Annotated in this window: 11 protein-coding genes; 3 read left to right on the top strand and 8 right to left on the bottom strand. The window is 71.5% G+C overall.

The features are described 5' to 3' along the window. The first annotated feature begins 282 nt into the window (after nt 1–282). From GPA03_RS20620 to GPA03_RS20610, 3 genes are all read left to right on the top strand, one after another. Entirely contained in the window at nt 283–1,311 is a 1,029-nt protein-coding gene (locus GPA03_RS20620; RefSeq protein ID WP_156253932.1) for a LacI family DNA-binding transcriptional regulator, read from the top strand. A 225-nt stretch (nt 1,312–1,536) separates the two neighbouring features. Continuing rightward, entirely contained in the window at nt 1,537–2,562 is a 1,026-nt protein-coding gene (locus GPA03_RS20615; RefSeq protein ID WP_162458453.1) for an endo-1,4-beta-xylanase, read from the top strand. A 146-nt stretch (nt 2,563–2,708) separates the two neighbouring features. After that, on the top strand, nt 2,709–3,170 hold the full coding sequence (locus GPA03_RS20610; protein WP_156253930.1) for an Hcp family type VI secretion system effector: 462 nt from the start codon (nt 2,709–2,711) through the stop codon (nt 3,168–3,170). 25 nt (nt 3,171–3,195) lie between these two features. On the opposite strand, the gene GPA03_RS20605 is transcribed toward GPA03_RS20610, so the two are convergent. From GPA03_RS20605 to GPA03_RS20570, 8 genes are all read right to left on the bottom strand, one after another. Next, the gene (locus GPA03_RS20605) at nt 3,196–4,209 is read right to left on the bottom strand and encodes a CNNM domain-containing protein (protein ID WP_156253929.1); all 1,014 of its coding nucleotides are present in this window, start codon (nt 4,207–4,209) and stop codon (nt 3,196–3,198) included. Further along, nucleotides 4,206–5,600: a hemolysin family protein gene (locus GPA03_RS20600; protein WP_156253928.1), complete on the bottom strand. Its 1,395-nt coding sequence runs from the start codon at nt 5,598–5,600 to the stop codon at nt 4,206–4,208. The genes GPA03_RS20605 and GPA03_RS20600 overlap by 4 nt, the downstream gene beginning before the upstream one ends. A 236-nt stretch (nt 5,601–5,836) precedes the next feature. Then, complete coding sequence (locus GPA03_RS20595) at nt 5,837–6,637, bottom strand: hypothetical protein (RefSeq protein ID WP_156253927.1); 801 nt, start codon at nt 6,635–6,637, stop codon at nt 5,837–5,839. Further along, nucleotides 6,634–8,697 (bottom strand): alpha-galactosidase, encoded by a 2,064-nt coding sequence (locus tag GPA03_RS20590; protein ID WP_162458452.1) that lies wholly within the window; start codon nt 8,695–8,697, stop codon nt 6,634–6,636. Before GPA03_RS20590 ends, GPA03_RS20595 begins: the two co-directional genes overlap by 4 nt. Further along, complete coding sequence (locus tag GPA03_RS20585; protein ID WP_194239545.1) at nt 8,694–9,557, bottom strand: carbohydrate ABC transporter permease; 864 nt, start codon at nt 9,555–9,557, stop codon at nt 8,694–8,696. Before GPA03_RS20585 ends, GPA03_RS20590 begins: the two co-directional genes overlap by 4 nt. Nucleotide 9,558: 1 nt before the next feature. Continuing rightward, nucleotides 9,559–10,485, bottom strand: coding sequence for a carbohydrate ABC transporter permease (locus GPA03_RS20580; protein WP_206673668.1), 927 nt, complete (start codon nt 10,483–10,485; stop codon nt 9,559–9,561). Then, on the bottom strand, nt 10,482–11,792 hold the full coding sequence (locus GPA03_RS20575) for an ABC transporter substrate-binding protein (RefSeq protein ID WP_156253924.1): 1,311 nt from the start codon (nt 11,790–11,792) through the stop codon (nt 10,482–10,484). Before GPA03_RS20575 ends, GPA03_RS20580 begins: the two co-directional genes overlap by 4 nt. A gap of 70 nt (nt 11,793–11,862) precedes the next feature. Next, entirely contained in the window at nt 11,863–15,255 is a 3,393-nt protein-coding gene (locus tag GPA03_RS20570) for a DUF5107 domain-containing protein (protein ID WP_241681420.1), read from the bottom strand. Nucleotides 15,256–15,352 lie beyond the last annotated feature (97 nt).

The following is a 15,352-nucleotide window of genomic DNA, read 5'->3' as shown; positions in this document are numbered from 1 at the left end:
ATATGCGGAACTAGTTCGGGTACGTGCGGCGCGAACGGCCGGGGTGTGGGTCGCGCTGCATCTGCCTTGAGCGGCTTAATGATCCGGTTCTTGAACACTATCGCCTGACCGACAGTTGCGGTAGCGTTTCGAATCTCGACCAGGCGACAGACCGATCGTGGTCCAGTTCTCGAGCTCGGCGACACTGCTGTCGGACGGCGCCAGATGTCGCAAGGACCAGCCGGGGCGGGCGGCGGGAGTCAGGCGACGCTACGATCACCGGCACGAACATCGAAGGGTTCCATGAGCGACACCCAGACCACGCTCGCAGCGATCGCGGCCGAGGCGGGCGTCTCGCAACCCACCGTGTCCAAGGTACTCAACGGCCGCCCCGACGTCGCCCCGGCGACCCGAGAGCGCGTCGAGCAGCTGCTGCTGAGAGCGGGCTACGTACGCCGCCGGCGACCATCGACCGGAGCCGAGACACCGCGAATCCTGGGGATCGACCTCGCCCTGCCGCTGATCGTCGGGCCCTGGGCCACGGAGATCGTCCGAGGCGTCGAGACCGCCGCGCGCGGACACGGGGCGGTGGTGTCGCTGTTCGAGCTCGGCGAGCACAACGAGCATGCCGATTCCTGGCTCGAGTCGGCGATCACGCGCAGCCCTGCCGCTGCTCTGCTGGTCTTCACGACCCTGTCTCCCCAGCGTCAGCGGCGGCTGCGCGCCCGCGGGATCCCGTGCGTCCTGATCGACCCCGCTGCGGACGAGATCGAGGAGCTGCCATCGGTGGGGTCCTCGAACTTCCAGGGTGGCCGCACGGCCGCGCGACACCTGATCGACCTCGGCCATGAGCGGATCGGTGTCATCGGCGGGCCCACCGAGCAGCTGGCCTGCCGGGCCCGGGTGGCCGGCTTCAAAGATGTGATGGGGACGAGCGGCGTTCCCATCGACCCGACGCTGTTCGGTTCCGCACCCATGAGCGTCGAAGGCGGCTACGAGCAAGCGCTCAGACTGCTGAGCCTGGAGCCCCGCCCCTCGGCGATCTTTGCCAGCAGCGACCTTCAGGCTCTCGGTGTCTACCGCGCAGCGGTCAGCCTCGGACTTGCGATCCCCGGCGATCTCTCGGTGGTCGGCTATGACGGGTTGCCCGTGTGCGACTGGGTCAGTCCTGAGCTCACCAGCGTCGCCCAGCCTCTTGCGGAGATGACCGCGCAGGCCGTGGACCTCGCGCTCGACCTGGCGTCGGGCAAGCGCTCGAACCACACGCACGTCGACCTGACGGTGCGGCTGCAGGTCCGTCGATCGACCAGCCCACCGGGACCCTCCTCCTGATAGGTATCGCTCACATCGGTGATCGGACGTGATCGATGGAGAAGGGCCTGCCGACCACCAGCCGCCCACGGGGCGCCAGAGGGCGAGCGTCTTGCCGTCGTCGCTCCGCTGTCCGTAGATTCGAGAACCACAGGCCCGGTGCGCCGTCGCTGGGTCGCTCTGCGCCAACGACCCTTCGACGATCGGACACCTGTGCCCTCCTCCCTCGACCAGCAGGCTCGGCTCGTGGACGCAGCACCGTTCCCGCTCGGTGCTGCGATCGACCAGCGTGAGACCACCGGCGCCGCCGGGCAGGCACTGGCTCACCACTTCACGCAGCTCACGGCCGAGAACCACATGAAGCCCGAGGCCTGGTACGACGACGACGGCACCTTCGCCCCGGATCCGCAGATCGACGCGCTCATGAGCTACGCGCAGGCCAAGGGCCTGCGGGTGTACGGGCATGTGCTCGTGTGGCACAACCAGACGCCGGCGTGGTTCTTCACCCACGAGGACGGCACGCCGCTGACGGACGGTGCCGCCGACCAGCAGATCCTTCGCGATCGGCTCCGCAACCACATCCACGCCGTCGCCGAGTACCTGGCGGATGGGTGGGGCGAGTTCGGGAACGGCAACCCGTTGGTGGCATGGGACGTCGTCAACGAGGTGATCGACAAGGGAACCGGCTTCGCCGACGGCATGCGGCGCAGCGAGTGGTACCGCGTGCTGGGGGAAGAGTTCATCGACCTCGCCTTCACCTACGCGGACGAGGCCTTCAACGACCGTCACGCCGGTCCCGCCGCCACCGGCAGGCCGGTAGCGCTGTTCATCAACGAGTTCGACACCGAGACCGCCGACAAGCAGGACCGGTACCACGCGCTGGTCTCCCGGCTGCTCGAGCGCGGCGTCCCGGTCGACGGCGTCGGGCACCAGATGCACGTCTCGCTCGACGTCCCGGTCGAGTCGTTGGCTGCCGCGCTCGACCGTTTCGCCGCGATGCCCGTGCAGCAGGCCGTGACGGAGATGGACGTCCCCACAGGGATGCCGGTCACCCCGTCCGCGCTCGCCGAGCAGGGCCACTACTACGAGGCCGCCTTCCGGGCCTTCCGTGAGCGTGCCGACGTTCTCTTCTCGGTGAGCCTGTGGGGCTTCCACGACGGCCGGTCGTGGCGTGACGCCTACGGTGCACCGTTGCTGCTCGACGAGCAGCTCGAGGCGAAGCCTGCCCTCGCTGGCGCGCTCGCCGGTCTCCGGGCGGCGTCGCCGTCCTGACCTGTCACCTGCCACGGCCGTCGAGCATCTCAGCGAGCAGGTCGGCGACGTGGTGCTCGGTGCCGACGGCGCCCCGAGTGCGCTGCCGCCACCACCGCTTTGCCCCCATACTGTGAAGGTCGGGACTGCTCAGCGAGGAGCGCACCATGGCGATTGACGGTTTTCTCAAGATCGACGACGTGCCCGGCGAGAGCCAGCGCGACGGCCACGAGGACGAGATCGAGATCCACGAGGTTGAGTTCGGCATGGCTGCGGCAGCCACCACCGGGCGGCGGGGCATGCCCGGAGCCGCGGCCGGGCGGGTCGAGCTCGAGCCGTTCCGCGTCGCCAAGCACTACGACAGGGCGTCGCCCCTGCTCAAGCAGGCGTTGGCACGGACGCAGCGCTTCAGCGAGGCCGTGATCTCGGTACGCCGGACCGTCGAGGGCGAGACCAGCGACTACCTCGTGGTGACGCTGAGCGAGGCGAGCGTCGTCGGCTACGACCTGCATCCCGCGTTCGAGCAGGATCTCCTCGAGGAGGATGTCTTCCTCGACTACGCCACCGCGACCTTCCGCTACCTGCCCGAGGATCTCGAGGTGGCGCTCGAGAAGCGGCTCAACCGCTGATCTCCGGTCACCAGCAGAACGGCGCCTAGAGCCGCAGGGTGTCCTGGGGCAGCACCCGGCCGAGGATGTCGGCGATCGAGACGACGCCGACCATCCGGGGACCACTGGTGACCACGGCGAGCTGCTGGCGGTCGGCGCGCATGCGAGCGAGCGCCTCGTGCACCGGGACCGCGGCGTCGAGCACGAATGCCTCACGGGTGTACGGGGCGACCGGGGTGCCGGGTTCCATGAGCAGGGTGTCCCGCACGTGGGCGATCGCCGGCGCACCGTCGGCCCGGTCCACCAGGACCCGCAGGTGACCGGTCGCACAGGCCTTCTCCTGCAGCTCACCGACGGTCGCCGTCTCCGGGACCCGCGTGATCGGCTCGTCGGTACGGACCAGCTCGCCCACCTGCAGCGTCTGCAGCTCCAGCGCGGAGTCGAGCTGGGAATGGACCTCCTGCTCGAGCACACCGACCTGGGCGGAATGCTCCACGAGCTGTCGGATCGAGGTGGCGTCGTGCCCGCCGACGGCCGCGCGGTCCACGGGCTCGAACCCGCTGCGGCGCACGAGCGCACCGGCGATGTCGTTCATCCACGTCAGCAGCGGCCGGAAGACCGTGACGAACGCTCGCGCCGGGATCCCGATCACCGTGGCCGCCAGCTCGGGGTGCGCGATCGCCCAGGATTTGGGTGCCATCTCACCGATGACCAGGTGAAGGAACGTGACCACCAGCAGCGCGAGACCGAAGGCCACCGTGTCGGCCGTCCAGTCCGGCATGCCCCACGCCTCGAAGATGTCGGACAGTGCGTAGTCGAGCGCAGGTTTGGTGATCGCCCCGAGCGCGAACGTGCAGGCGGTGATGCCGAGCTGTGCACCTGCCAGCATCACCGTGAGCTCGTTGACGCCCCGCAGCGCGGCCCGCGCAGATCGGCTGGTCTGCGCCTTCTCCTCCAGCCGGTGCGGGCGGGCGCCGAGCAGCGCGAACTCGATGACGACGAAGAACGCGCTCAGCGCGATCAGCGCGACGGTCACGGCGATGACGAGGACGGGGTTCACGAGCGCTCCCCTTCGGCCTCATCCGGCGCCGGGGCCGGCTCATCCGTCGCGAGCTCCCGCAGGGTGATCCGGATCCGGGCGGGCACGTGTCGCTCGACGGCGAGGATCTCGATGTCCGCGTAGCGGGTGGCCGGCTCGTCGCCGACGACGTCGCCGGGCACGGGCGGCAGCTCGACCGTGACGATCTCGCCCTCGGCCGGCAGCTCGCCCCGGTGGCCGATGACCAGCCCTGCGATCGTCTCGTAGTCGCCGCTGGGCAGCTCACGCCCGATGGCACGACGCACCTCGTCGACGTGCACGTCGCCGTCGATCGTCCAGGTCGCGTCGGTGTCGTGGATCAGCACCTCGCGATCGGCGTCGTCGTGCTCGTCGGCTATCGGTCCGACGATCTCCTCGGCGAGGTCCTCCAGGGTGAGCACGCCCGCGAACCCGCCGTACTCGTCGATGACGCAGGCGAGCTCGTTCTTGGTCTTGATCAGCTCGCTGAGAGCATCGGGCAGCGCCATCAGCGTGGGGAGCACGAGCGGTTCGCGCATCAGTGCCGAGATGGGTGCAGTCGCCGGCAGCGTGGTGCCGAGCACGTCGACGAGCTGAACGACGCCGAGGGCTTCCTCGTGCTCGTCGACGACCGGGTACCGGGTATGTCCCCCAGCCATCAGGGTGCGGACCTCCTCGACGGTGGCATCGGGACCGACGACATCAACGCGGGAGTGGGGGATCATGGCGTGCTCGACGTCCTGACGCGGGAAGTCCAGGATCCGGTCGAGGACCGCTGACAGCTCCGGTGGCAGGTTGCCGGCCTCGCGGGAGTCCGCGACGATCCGTTCGAGGTCGCGCGCCGTGGCGCTGGAGTCGACATCGTGCACGGGCTCGACGCGCACCAGCCTCAGCACGAGGTTCGCCGCGTGGTCGAAGACCACGATCAACCAGCCGAACATCGTCAGGTAGATCGCTGTCGGGCGTGCCAGCACCCTGGCCATCTTCTCCGGTATCGCGATCGCGAGGTTCTTGGGGTAGAGCTCGGCGAAGACCATCTGGACGATCGTCGAGACCGCCAGAGCGAGCACGGTTGCGACGCCGACGCTGACCCCGGTGGGCACGCCCACCCCGCCGAGGATCTCACCGAGTGCCTCGCCCACGAGGGGCTCGGCCACGAACCCCAGCAGCAGACCGGTCACCGTGATACCCAGCTGGGCGCCGGACAGCATGAAGGAGGTCCGGCCGGTAATCGTCAGCGCCCGCTCGGCGCTCTTGTCACCCTCGGCTGCGGCGGCCCGCAGCCGGCTGCGGTCGACCGACATGTACGCGAACTCCTGGGCGACGAAGAGCCCGTTCGCGGTGATGATGACCGCGATGACGATGATGCCCAGCGCGAGCGTCAGCCACGCCACCGGCGTATCCACTTCCTCGTGCCCGGGCACATGGCGCACCGGGCGTCGGGTCTATGGTGCGGGCCGTCTTGCGGCCCGCCTCCTTCGCGATTCGCAGGCATCGAACTCTGTCTTCCGGACACAGGGGGGCGGATGAGTCCCTCATCTTACTGGGTCACCTCATCGCCGTCGGCGAGCAGAGGCTGCCCCTCGCAGCGACACGGCCCCATGACCTCGGTGTCTGCTCGACAAGCGGCTCAGCCGCTGATCTCCAGCCACCAGCGCAGCGTGCCGTTCGGGCCGAGGTGCGCGACATCGTCCGCGCTGGCGCCCTCGAGCGTGGTGGTCGCCCCGATCATGGGCTCGATGCCGATCGACCGGTAGGGGTCACGCGCGGGCCAGCCGCGGAGGTTGCGCCAGAGGATGAACGACGTCGGGGTGCCCGGCTCGGCGCCCCAGCTGAGCCTGAGCGTGTGGTCGCCGTCATGGACCTCGACGGCGTCGCTCGCCACGACCGCGCCGGTCGCCGTCCCGTCGTCGGGACCGAGGCGGTCGAGCCGCACGCCCGCGGCATCCGGCCAGCTGCTGCGCGTCACCGCGCCCGGCTCCGGGTGGTCCTGCCGCGTGACCGCCGGTGACCCGGCGACCTCGAGGGTCGCATCCGGCGAGACATCGAGCAGGAGATGCACCGCGTGCAGGAGCCGCCCGCCCGGCCGGCCGCTGATCTCGTAGTCGGCGCGGACCACGCCGCGCTCGTGGGTCAGCCGGCGGCGCAGCGTGAGGCCGGCGTCGGTCCGCACGGCGGCGTCGCCGGGCTCGCCCACCCACGCCCGGCACCACACGTCGCCGTGGTCGTGGCCCCGCGCCGGGTCACCGTTCACCGAGGGCAGGCACTCCTCGCCACCGCCCGCGTCCACGAAGGCCGCACCGTGCCGTGCGGCCGCGCGCTCCGCCAACGACACCGCCGGGTTGCGCCAGAGCCACTCCCGCTCCCCTGCGCGCAACGAGGTCCAGCGGCCCCCGAGCGCGAGATCGGTCTGCGCCCGGAGGTCGGTCACAGACGCACCAGCTCGGCGATGTCGCAGTCGTCCCAGCTCCACGGCACCGGGAGCCCGGCCAGCAGCTCGTCCCCGGTGCGCTCCTCGACCTCCCCCGACCCCCACAGGACCCGATAGCGGCCGGCCGGGTCCGCACCGGCGACCGGCACGGCGAGCGCGCCGCCGCTGCGGCGCCATGCCAGCACGACCACCCGCTCACCGAGCGCGTACTGCAGGGCGTAGGCGGCGCCGTCGGGCGATCCGTGGCGGCGCAGCCGGCCGCCGTGCACCACATCCCGGATGCGGCGATACCGCGCCACGTGGTCGGCCGCGCAGGCGCGGGTGCGCTCGTCCCAGGCGAGGAGGTCCGAGCCGATGCCGAGCACCCCCGCGGCCGCGACCACGAATCTGAAGTCCAGGCTCGCCGGCTCGCCATCGAGGATGTCCGGCTCGTCGGTGACCCAGGAGCTCATCGTCCAGGCGGGGTAGATCCCGAGGAACCCGTGCTGGATCGCGAGCCGGTCGCGAGGCCCGGTCTCGTCGCTGGGCCACACCACGTCGGAGCGCTCGAGCACGGCGAGGTCGATCCGGCCGCCACCGCCCGCGCAGGCCTCGACCGTGACCTGCGGGAACTCCGCGCGGAGCATCTCCATCACGCGGTAGTAGGCATGCGTGTGCCGCCAGGCCCAGTCGTCGCCGCCCGGCTCGGTCTGCCCGCCGTCGGCGATCGCGCGGTTCATGTCCCACTTCAGGTACGTGATGTCGGCACTGCCGAGAACGCGGCACAGCATGCCGATGACCCAGGCCTCGACGTCGGGCCGGCCGAGGTCGAGCACGTACTGGTGACGCAGGGTGCGCAGCGGCCGGCCATCCACGTGGTGCACCCAGTCCGGGTGCTCGCGGTACAGGTCGCTGTCCGGGTTGACCGCCTCGGGCTCCACCCAGAGCCCGAACCGCATGCCGCGCTCGGCGACCGCCCCGGCGAGCGGCGCGAGCCCCTCGGGGAGCTTCGCCGGGTCGGGCTCCCAGTCGCCGAGCCCGGAGCGGTCGCTGGTGCGGCCGCGGAACCAGCCGTCGTCGACCACGAAAACCTCGACGCCCAGCCCAGCGGCGACCTCCGCGAGCTCACGCTGGTGCTCGAGCGTGACGTCGAAGGTGGTGGCGTACCACGAGTTGTAGACGACCGGGCGGTGCTCGGGCCCGCTCGAGCGGGCGAGCGTGCGCTGGTACGTGTGCCAGGCGTTCGCGACGGCGTCCCCGTCGCCGTGCGCCCACAGCCCCGCCAGCACCGGCGTGGTGAGCGAGGTCCCCGGCGCGAGGGTGAGGATGCCGGACTCGTCGTCCGGGCCACCCGCGATCCGCACCGAACCCACGAACGGCACCACGTCCACGGCGAGCCGCCACGAGCCCGACCACGCGAGCGCGACGGACCAGGCGTCGCCGTCGGGCACGCCGCGGGGCCGGGCGGTCACGGCCGGCGCGGCCGTGTGCGAGGTGATGCCCTGGCGGCTGCCGACGCTCAGCGTGCCCGCGGTCAGGTCCACCAGCGAGGGCGTGGTCTCGCGCGACCAGGCGCCGGTGCGCACCTCGATCTCGGCTCCCGCCCCGGTCGGCGCCTCGAAGGCGCCACCCCAGCCCCGGAGGAGCTCGACGGCGTGCGGCGAGCGGTTCCGGATCGTCGCCCACTTGGTGATGACGTCGTGGGACGGGTGGCTGCGCAGGTGCAGGTCGACCTCGATCTGCGCGACCGGGTCGGCGAGCGGGCACACGAGCCGGGTCCCGCCGTCGTCCTCGACGCCGTGCTCGATCTCGCCGGCGAGCGAGAGCCGCAGCCCGCGCACACCGTCGGCACGGCGGGCCACGATCTCGGCGGCGTGCACATCACGGGTGCCGAGCGCCGTCGCCTCCATCGGGAGCAGGTCGAGGTCACGCACGAACGAGGCCGCCCGCCGCGGCAGCGACGGCGCGGGCGGCTCCGCCTGCACCGGCCCGCCCCAGTGGTGCAGCACGAGGCCCTGATCGCCGGGGGCCAGACCCACCACGTAGCTGCCGGAGGCGGTCGGCAGCGTCCAGGTGCTCACTTGTTGGACCCGACCAGCAGACCGGAGACGAACTGCTTCTGGAACGCGAAGAACACGATCGCCGTCGGGATCGCGGCCACGAGCGATCCGGCGGCGATGACGTTCCAGGCGCTCGAGTAGCCGCCCATGAGGTTGAGCAGGGCGGCCGTGATCGGGAACCTCGCCTCGGTGCGCAGCACGGTCATCGCCCAGATCAGGTCGTTGAAGATCCAGGTGGTGGCCAGGGCTGCGAGCGCCGCGAGCGAGGGGCGCGAGAGCGGCAGCACGATCTTCCAGAAGATCCTTCCCGCGCCCGCGCCATCGATGCGCGCGGCCTCGAACACCTCGTTGGGCAGGCCTCGCATGAAGCCGTGCAGCACGAAGGTGTAGAAGCCGATGCCGAAGCCCACCTGCACCACGATCAGCGCGGTGAGGGTGTCGTAGATCCCCACCGACTCGGTGATAGCCGAGACCGGGACCAGCAGGATCTGCGGAGGCAGCAGGTTGCCGGCGAGCATCGCCAGCAGGATGGTCTTGCGGCCAGGGATCGCGAACCGTGACAGCGCGTACGCGGCGCACGCGCTCAGGGCCAGTGACAGCACCACGCCGACGGCTGTCACGATGATGCTGTTGCCCAGGGCGCGCATCAGCCCGCCGCCCTCGAACGCCGTCGAGAATCCCTCCCACGAGAAGGAGATCGGGAGCGCGCCGAGCCCGCGCGCGGCGAGATCGTCGAAGGGGCGGATCGCCACGAACACCACGAACACGATCGGGCTGAGCCACAGCAGCGTCAGCGGGATCATGCCCACGTGCAGCCACGGCGACCGGGCGGGCTTGGGCTTGCGCATCAGCGGGCGGGTGCCGGTAGCTGAAGCCGTCATCTCAGTCCTCCTCCGCGCGGGCCTGGCGGGCCAGGTAGGTGATGATGAAGCCGATCGCGAGCACGAAGATGACGACCGCGATCGCCGAGGCGTAGCCGAGGTTCCCCAAGGTGAAGGCCTGCTGGAACATGTAGGTGCTCAGCAGCTGCGTCATGTTGTACGGGCCGCCCCGGGTCATCGCCCAGACGATGTCGAAGGTGCGCAGCGAGTCGATCACCGTGACGGCGAAGACCACCATGTTGACGCCCTTCAGCTGCGGCATCACGATCTTCCAGAACCGCTGCCAGGCGCTCGCGCCGTCCACGGCTGCCGCTTCCTCGAGTGAGGCGTCGCAGCTCTTCAGACCGGCCAGGTACAGCACCATGATGTAGCCGCACTGGCGCCAGACGGCGGCGATCAGCACCGCGTACAGCGCGAGGTCGGGATCCGCGAGCCACTGGTTCCGCAGCGCGTCCAGTCCCACCACGCCGAGGGCCGCGTTGATCGGGCCCTCGGGGGCGTACATCACCCGCCAGAACAGACCGGTCACCGCGAGCGAGACCACCATCGGCAGGTAGATCGCGCTGCGGTACAGGCCCACCAGCGGGCCGGGCTTGTTGAGCGCGACCGCCAGGCCCAGGCCGCCGGCGACCGAGAGGCCGCCGAATCCGATCGCCCAGATCACGTTGTTCTGGAGCGCCCTGGTGAAGATCGGGTCGTCCCAGAGGTCGGCGAAGTTGCCGAGCCCCACCGGTTCGGCGGGCGTGATGCCGTCCCACCTCGTCAGCGACAACGAGAACGAGTTCGCGGCGGGCCAGAACACCCAGAAGAGCTCGACCACCAGCGGGATCAGCAGGAAGATCCACACCAGCAGCGGCACCCGCCGCAGCGCGCGCACAGCCTGCCCGGCACGGCTGGGCCGGGCAGGTGCTGCGGCGGGCGCGGTCACGAGCCCCAGACGCCCTCAGCCGCTCGCTGCCACTCGTCGAGGATCGAGGTCATCGAGTCGGGGTCGGCGAGGAACTGGGTGAGCGCGGTGTCCGCAGTGGCCTGCAGCGCGTCGGAGGAGTCGCGGTTGAAGAACTGGGTGATCTCCTCGGTGCTGTTGAGGAGCTCGACGCCCTTCTGCACCAGCGGGCTGAACTGCGAGGTGTCCACGTCGGGCGAGGTCGGCAGGTTCGCCGACTTCGACAGCTCGATGTACTCCTGCTGCTGCTCGGGCGAGGCCAGGTAGTCCAGCAGCGCGAGCGCGCCCTCGGGGTTGTCGGAGTTGGCCGCGGCGAAGTAGCCGTCGGTGGGTGCCTCCTCCGCGGTGGGGATCGCCTCGTCGATGACCGGGACCGAGAAGAAGTCGAGGTCGTCGCGCTGGTCCTCGGGCAGGTACTGGGAGACGAACGCACCGATGAGGTACATGCCGGCCTGGTCCTGCGCGAACGGCGTGGCGCCCTCCTGCGCCGAGTACGAGGCCATGTTCGGGTCGAAGTACGGGATCAGGCGCTTGTACTCCTCCATCACGGTGACGACCTCGGGGTCGTTGAAGGCGTGCTCACCGGCCAGCAGCTCACGGTGGTACTGCGCGCCGTTGATCCGCAGGTTGAGGTAGTCGAACCAGCCCGAGGACATCCACGGGGTGGAACCGATCCCGTTGGCGAGCGGGGCGACGCCCTGGCCGAGCAGGTTCTCGCAGAGCGCGTGGAACTCGTCCCAGGTGGTGGGCGGCTCCACGCCCCAGGACTCGAACGCGGACTTCTTGTAGAAGACCGACCACCAGTAGTAGCTGGTGGGCACGAAGATCTGCTTGCCCTCGGCGTCGCTCGAGAGGCTGCGCAGCGCGTCGGAGAACCCGGCGCACGCGCCGTCGCCCTCCCACAGGCTCGAGACGTCGAGCAGCAGGCCCTCGCTCGCATAGGAGCGGGCCACCGAGCCCGCGTACCAGGTGAGCACCTCGGGCGGGTCGTTGGAGCGCAGGTAGTTGGTGAGCTGGGCGCGGAACTGCTCGGTGGCCACCGAGTTCAGCGTCACGTCGGCGTCCTCGTAGGCGCCGACCACCGCCTCCAGCGCCGCCTTGGGGTCGGTGTCCTGGACCGAGGACTGCAGCACCACGGCGCCGCCGCCTGCTCCCCCGCCGTCGCCGCCGGTGTCGTCACCACCGCCGCCACCGCCTCCGGAGCCGACGCAGCTGGTGAGCAGGCCCGCAGCGCCCAGGGATGCGCCGCCGAGCAGCAGCGCCCGGCGGGTGATCGTCGTGCTGGTCATGATCGTCCTTCCTTTGCGCCGTCGTTGGCGCGGTCGGTGGGTGCCGGCAGCCCGGTGAGCCGTCGGCGGTTCAGTCCTTCGTACGGGTACGCAGGGCATGCCGCAGGTCGGCGGCATGCCGCTCAGCCAGCAGCTCGGGTCGTTCGAGCAGCTGCTGGGCGGTGTCCTTCGCGCCGGCCAGCAGCGCGAGCTGGGCGTCGAAGACCGCGACCCGTCGGTCCCGCGCCGCCACCGGATCACCGCTGAACAGCAGCAGGTCCGGCAACGAGGTGGCGAAGTAGTCGACGCTCGGCGCCGTCGCGGCGTACCGGTCCCGGAAGGACCGCAGCTCGGCGGCGAGGGCGTCGGCCGCGGCGTCGGAGCCCAGCCGGCGCAGCGCCAGCACCGACCAGAACGTCGTCTCGCTGTGCTCAGCCGTGCTCATGCCGAGGAAGTCGCCGCGCTGGCCGGCGGCGTCAGCCCAGGCCCCGTGGGCGTCCTCGGGTCGGCCGGCTGCCGCGAGCGCGTCACCGAGCTGCAGCTGCAGCGCCGCGGTGCTCGCGAGCGGGTGTCGCGCCTCGCCGAGGTTCGCCGGCGGAGCGAGCGCCGCCTGCACGTGCGCCACGCCGGCCCCGGCGTCACCGGCCGCCAGCGCGTCCGCGCCGAGCTGGGTGTGCGTGCGTTCCCAGGCTGACAGGACCTGCCCCTCGCCGCCCTCCCAGGCCTGGAACCAGCGGCCCTGGAGGATCGGCAGCGCATCGGCCGCGCGGCCCTCGCTGACGAGCAGGTGCAGGTACTCGACCGTGAGGTCGACCCGATCGGCGACCAGGTGCGGCCGTGCCTCGAGCCGGGCCAGCCGCTGCGCGGGCGACTCCCCGAGCAGAGCCGCGAGCTGGTCGCGCTCGTACAGGAGCCGGGCGTCGTCGGGTCGGTTCGCGATCGCAGCCTCGTAGTGCGCGACGGCGGCCGCCGGGTCACCGGCGTCGTTCGCGGTGAACAGTCCCAGGTTGCGCTGCACGACGGCGTCGCTCGCGTCGATCTTCGCGCTCGCCTCCCACAGCCGGGCGGCATCCGCATGCCGCCCGACGGCGTAGTGCCAGTGGCCCAGCAGCGCCCGGGCCCGGTGGTCGGCCGGTTCGGCGTCGATCGCCTCGCGGAGCGCCGTGGCGTCGGCGAGGCGCGCCGGGTAGCAGTCGGTCGGGTCGAGGGTGGCGGCGCGCGTGCGCTCGGCCCGGGCCTCGACCGCCAGCCCGGCTCGCTCGAGCGTGCGGGCGCGGTGGTAGGCGATCAGGGGTGCCGCAGCGGTCTGCCCGAGCGGGCGCTCGCGGTCCCGGGCCTCGGCGTGGTCGAGGGAGCTCAGCGCGAGGTCGGGCTCGCCCAGCTCCGCGAGCTCGATCGCGGCGTCGAGGCAGGTCTGCGCGTCGTCGCTCGGCGGCTCGCCCGCCAGCACGGCCAGCGTGGCGTCGAGCGGGTCGAGCGCGCGGGCTGCGGCCAGCCCGGCGGCGGCTTGCGCGGGGTGCCCGAGCCGGCGATGTGCGATCACCGCGAGCGCGCGCGCCTGCAGGTGCTCAGGCTCGACGCGGAGCACGTCCTCGAGCCGGTGCAGCGCATCGGCGTGACGGCCGTGGCGGGCGTCGATGCGGGCCATCCGGTAGCCGGCGGGCGCCCGCCACAGGCGCATCCACGAGGCCCGCCCGAACAAGTCGTAGGCGCCGGCATCGTCGCCGAGCGCCTCTCGGACCAGGCCGTGCAGGTACAGCCCGCGGGTGTCGCGCGGGTTGGCGTGCCGCCGGGTCAGCCGGGCGGTCGCGCGCACCAGCAGCTGGTCGGCGGACGCGGCGTCACCTGCGACGAACGCGCGGCGAGCGAGGCCGAGCAGGCTGTCGACGTGCTCGGGGTCGCGCGCCAGCGCCTCGTGCCAGTACGGCTCGGGTGAGCGGGTGGCGTGCCGGTACAGCTCGAGGTGCGTGGCGATCATCGCGAGCTCCTCGACCGCCTCGACCTCGTGCGGCAGCGGGGGCTCCTCGGCGGGTGCCGGGTCGGGTACCGGCCCGCGGGGTGCGGGCTCGGTCCAGCTGACCAGCGTGCGGCCCTCGTGCGCCACGCGCACCGTGAGCGGCCCGGCCACCGCGGGCACGGCGTGGTCGGCCTGATAGGGCTGGGCGGGATCGAGGCGAGCGGACTCCGCGACGAGGATCTCGCCGTCGGCGCTCACCTCGATGCGCACGTCCGCGAGCGGTCGGGTGACGATCACGCCCACGTGGGCGACGCCGTCGAGCCGGCGCAACGAGACCGCGGCGTCGGGGGTGGCGCGGTCGACGGGGCCGAGCGCCCGGATCGGGTACCAGCGCTGCGTGAAGACCTTCGTCTCGCCGGGGGCGAGGTAGGCGAAGTCGGGCTGGTTGTCGGTGAAGACACCGGCCATGAGCTCGATGTAGTGGGCACCGTCGTCGGAGAGGTTGGCATCCCAGGCGTGCCCGAAGGGCGCGTTGCCCCAGGTCCACTGCTTCTTGCCGACGGCGATCTGGTGATCGGCCACGTGCACGAAGCCGACGCCGGTGGCGTGGTCGTAGCCGCCGAAGAAGTCCTCGCCGGAGCCGAGCGCCATGTAGGAGGTGGGCACGGGGATGTTGCGGTACCAGTCGAGGCGGTCGCCGGCGACCTCGGTGCCGTCGGAGGCGTGCCGGATGTCGCCCGCGCGGGCGGGGTAGTCGATGCCGTAGTAGGGGCGGTCGGCTGCGGGGAACGCGGTGACCGCGCGGCGGGCGTGGTCGGCGACGTGGGTGACGTCGTGCGGGAAGAAGGACTGGTAGTCCTCGTCCACCCGCGCGGCCACGTTCGCCCACCACAGGAACGACTGGGTGAGCTCGGTGCGGTTGTACAGCCGCACGGACAGCTCGATCGCGCTGGAGTCCGGGCGCAGCCGGAAGCCGTGCATGCCCTTCATGCGAGCGAACGGGTCGTGGTCGGAGCACCAGACGACCGCTGAGCCGTCGGGCTCGGTCTCGAGGTGGTGGTCGGAGGGCAGATAGGTGGCGGGCCGGTGGTGCTGCGGCCAGTTGAGCTCGATGCCGCCTGCGACCCACGGGCCCGCGAGGCCCACGAGGGCGGGCTTGATCACCGGATTGCAGTAGACGAGGTCGACGCCGGAGGTCAGGTCGCGCGCGGCGTGCAGCCGCCCGCCGAGCTCGGGCAGCACGACGAGGCGGAGCCAGGCGTTCTCGAGGTGGACCGCGCGCCAGGTGCGCGGCGTCGGCTCGGTGGCGATCCGGTGATGGAACGGCAGCGGGTAGATGCGTCCTGAGGAGCCCTGGTAGACGCGGCGGTCGAGGTAGGAGGGGTAGTGCTCGGGAGCGAGCGGCTCGTAGGTGGGCAGCGTCATCGGCTCCTCCCAGATCGCGACCGGCAGGTCGGCGAGGTGGGCGGGCCGGGGTGGGAGCGAGAGCTCCGCCGCTGGCGTTTCCATGGCCTCCACATCGAGCATGCGCCCCACCGTACGGAGCGCGGACGCGGGTCGAGAATGCAGAGAACAACGGTCCTGCCTAGACGATTCGATGATCCGACTCCGGCTGGAAACCGCT

It is taken from the genome of Pseudactinotalea terrae, from assembly GCF_009733845.1.
Lineage (GTDB): Bacteria > Actinomycetota > Actinomycetes > Actinomycetales > Beutenbergiaceae > Pseudactinotalea > Pseudactinotalea terrae.
Note: the sequence above shows the minus strand (reverse complement) of the source record. Positions and strands in the feature narration are given on the sequence as shown.

Coding starts and splice junctions, on each gene's coding strand:
- GPA03_RS20620 (WP_156253932.1), top strand. CDS start 283: ATGAGCGACACCCAGACCACGCTCGCAGCGATCGCGGCCGAGGCGGGC.
- GPA03_RS20610 (WP_156253930.1), top strand. CDS start 2,709: ATGGCGATTGACGGTTTTCTCAAGATCGACGACGTGCCCGGCGAGAGC.
- GPA03_RS20585 (WP_194239545.1), bottom strand. CDS start 9,557: ATGACGGCTTCAGCTACCGGCACCCGCCCGCTGATGCGCAAGCCCAAG.
- GPA03_RS20575 (WP_156253924.1), bottom strand. CDS start 11,792: ATGACCAGCACGACGATCACCCGCCGGGCGCTGCTGCTCGGCGGCGCA.
- GPA03_RS20570 (WP_241681420.1), bottom strand. CDS start 15,255: ATGCTCGATGTGGAGGCCATGGAAACGCCAGCGGCGGAGCTCTCGCTC.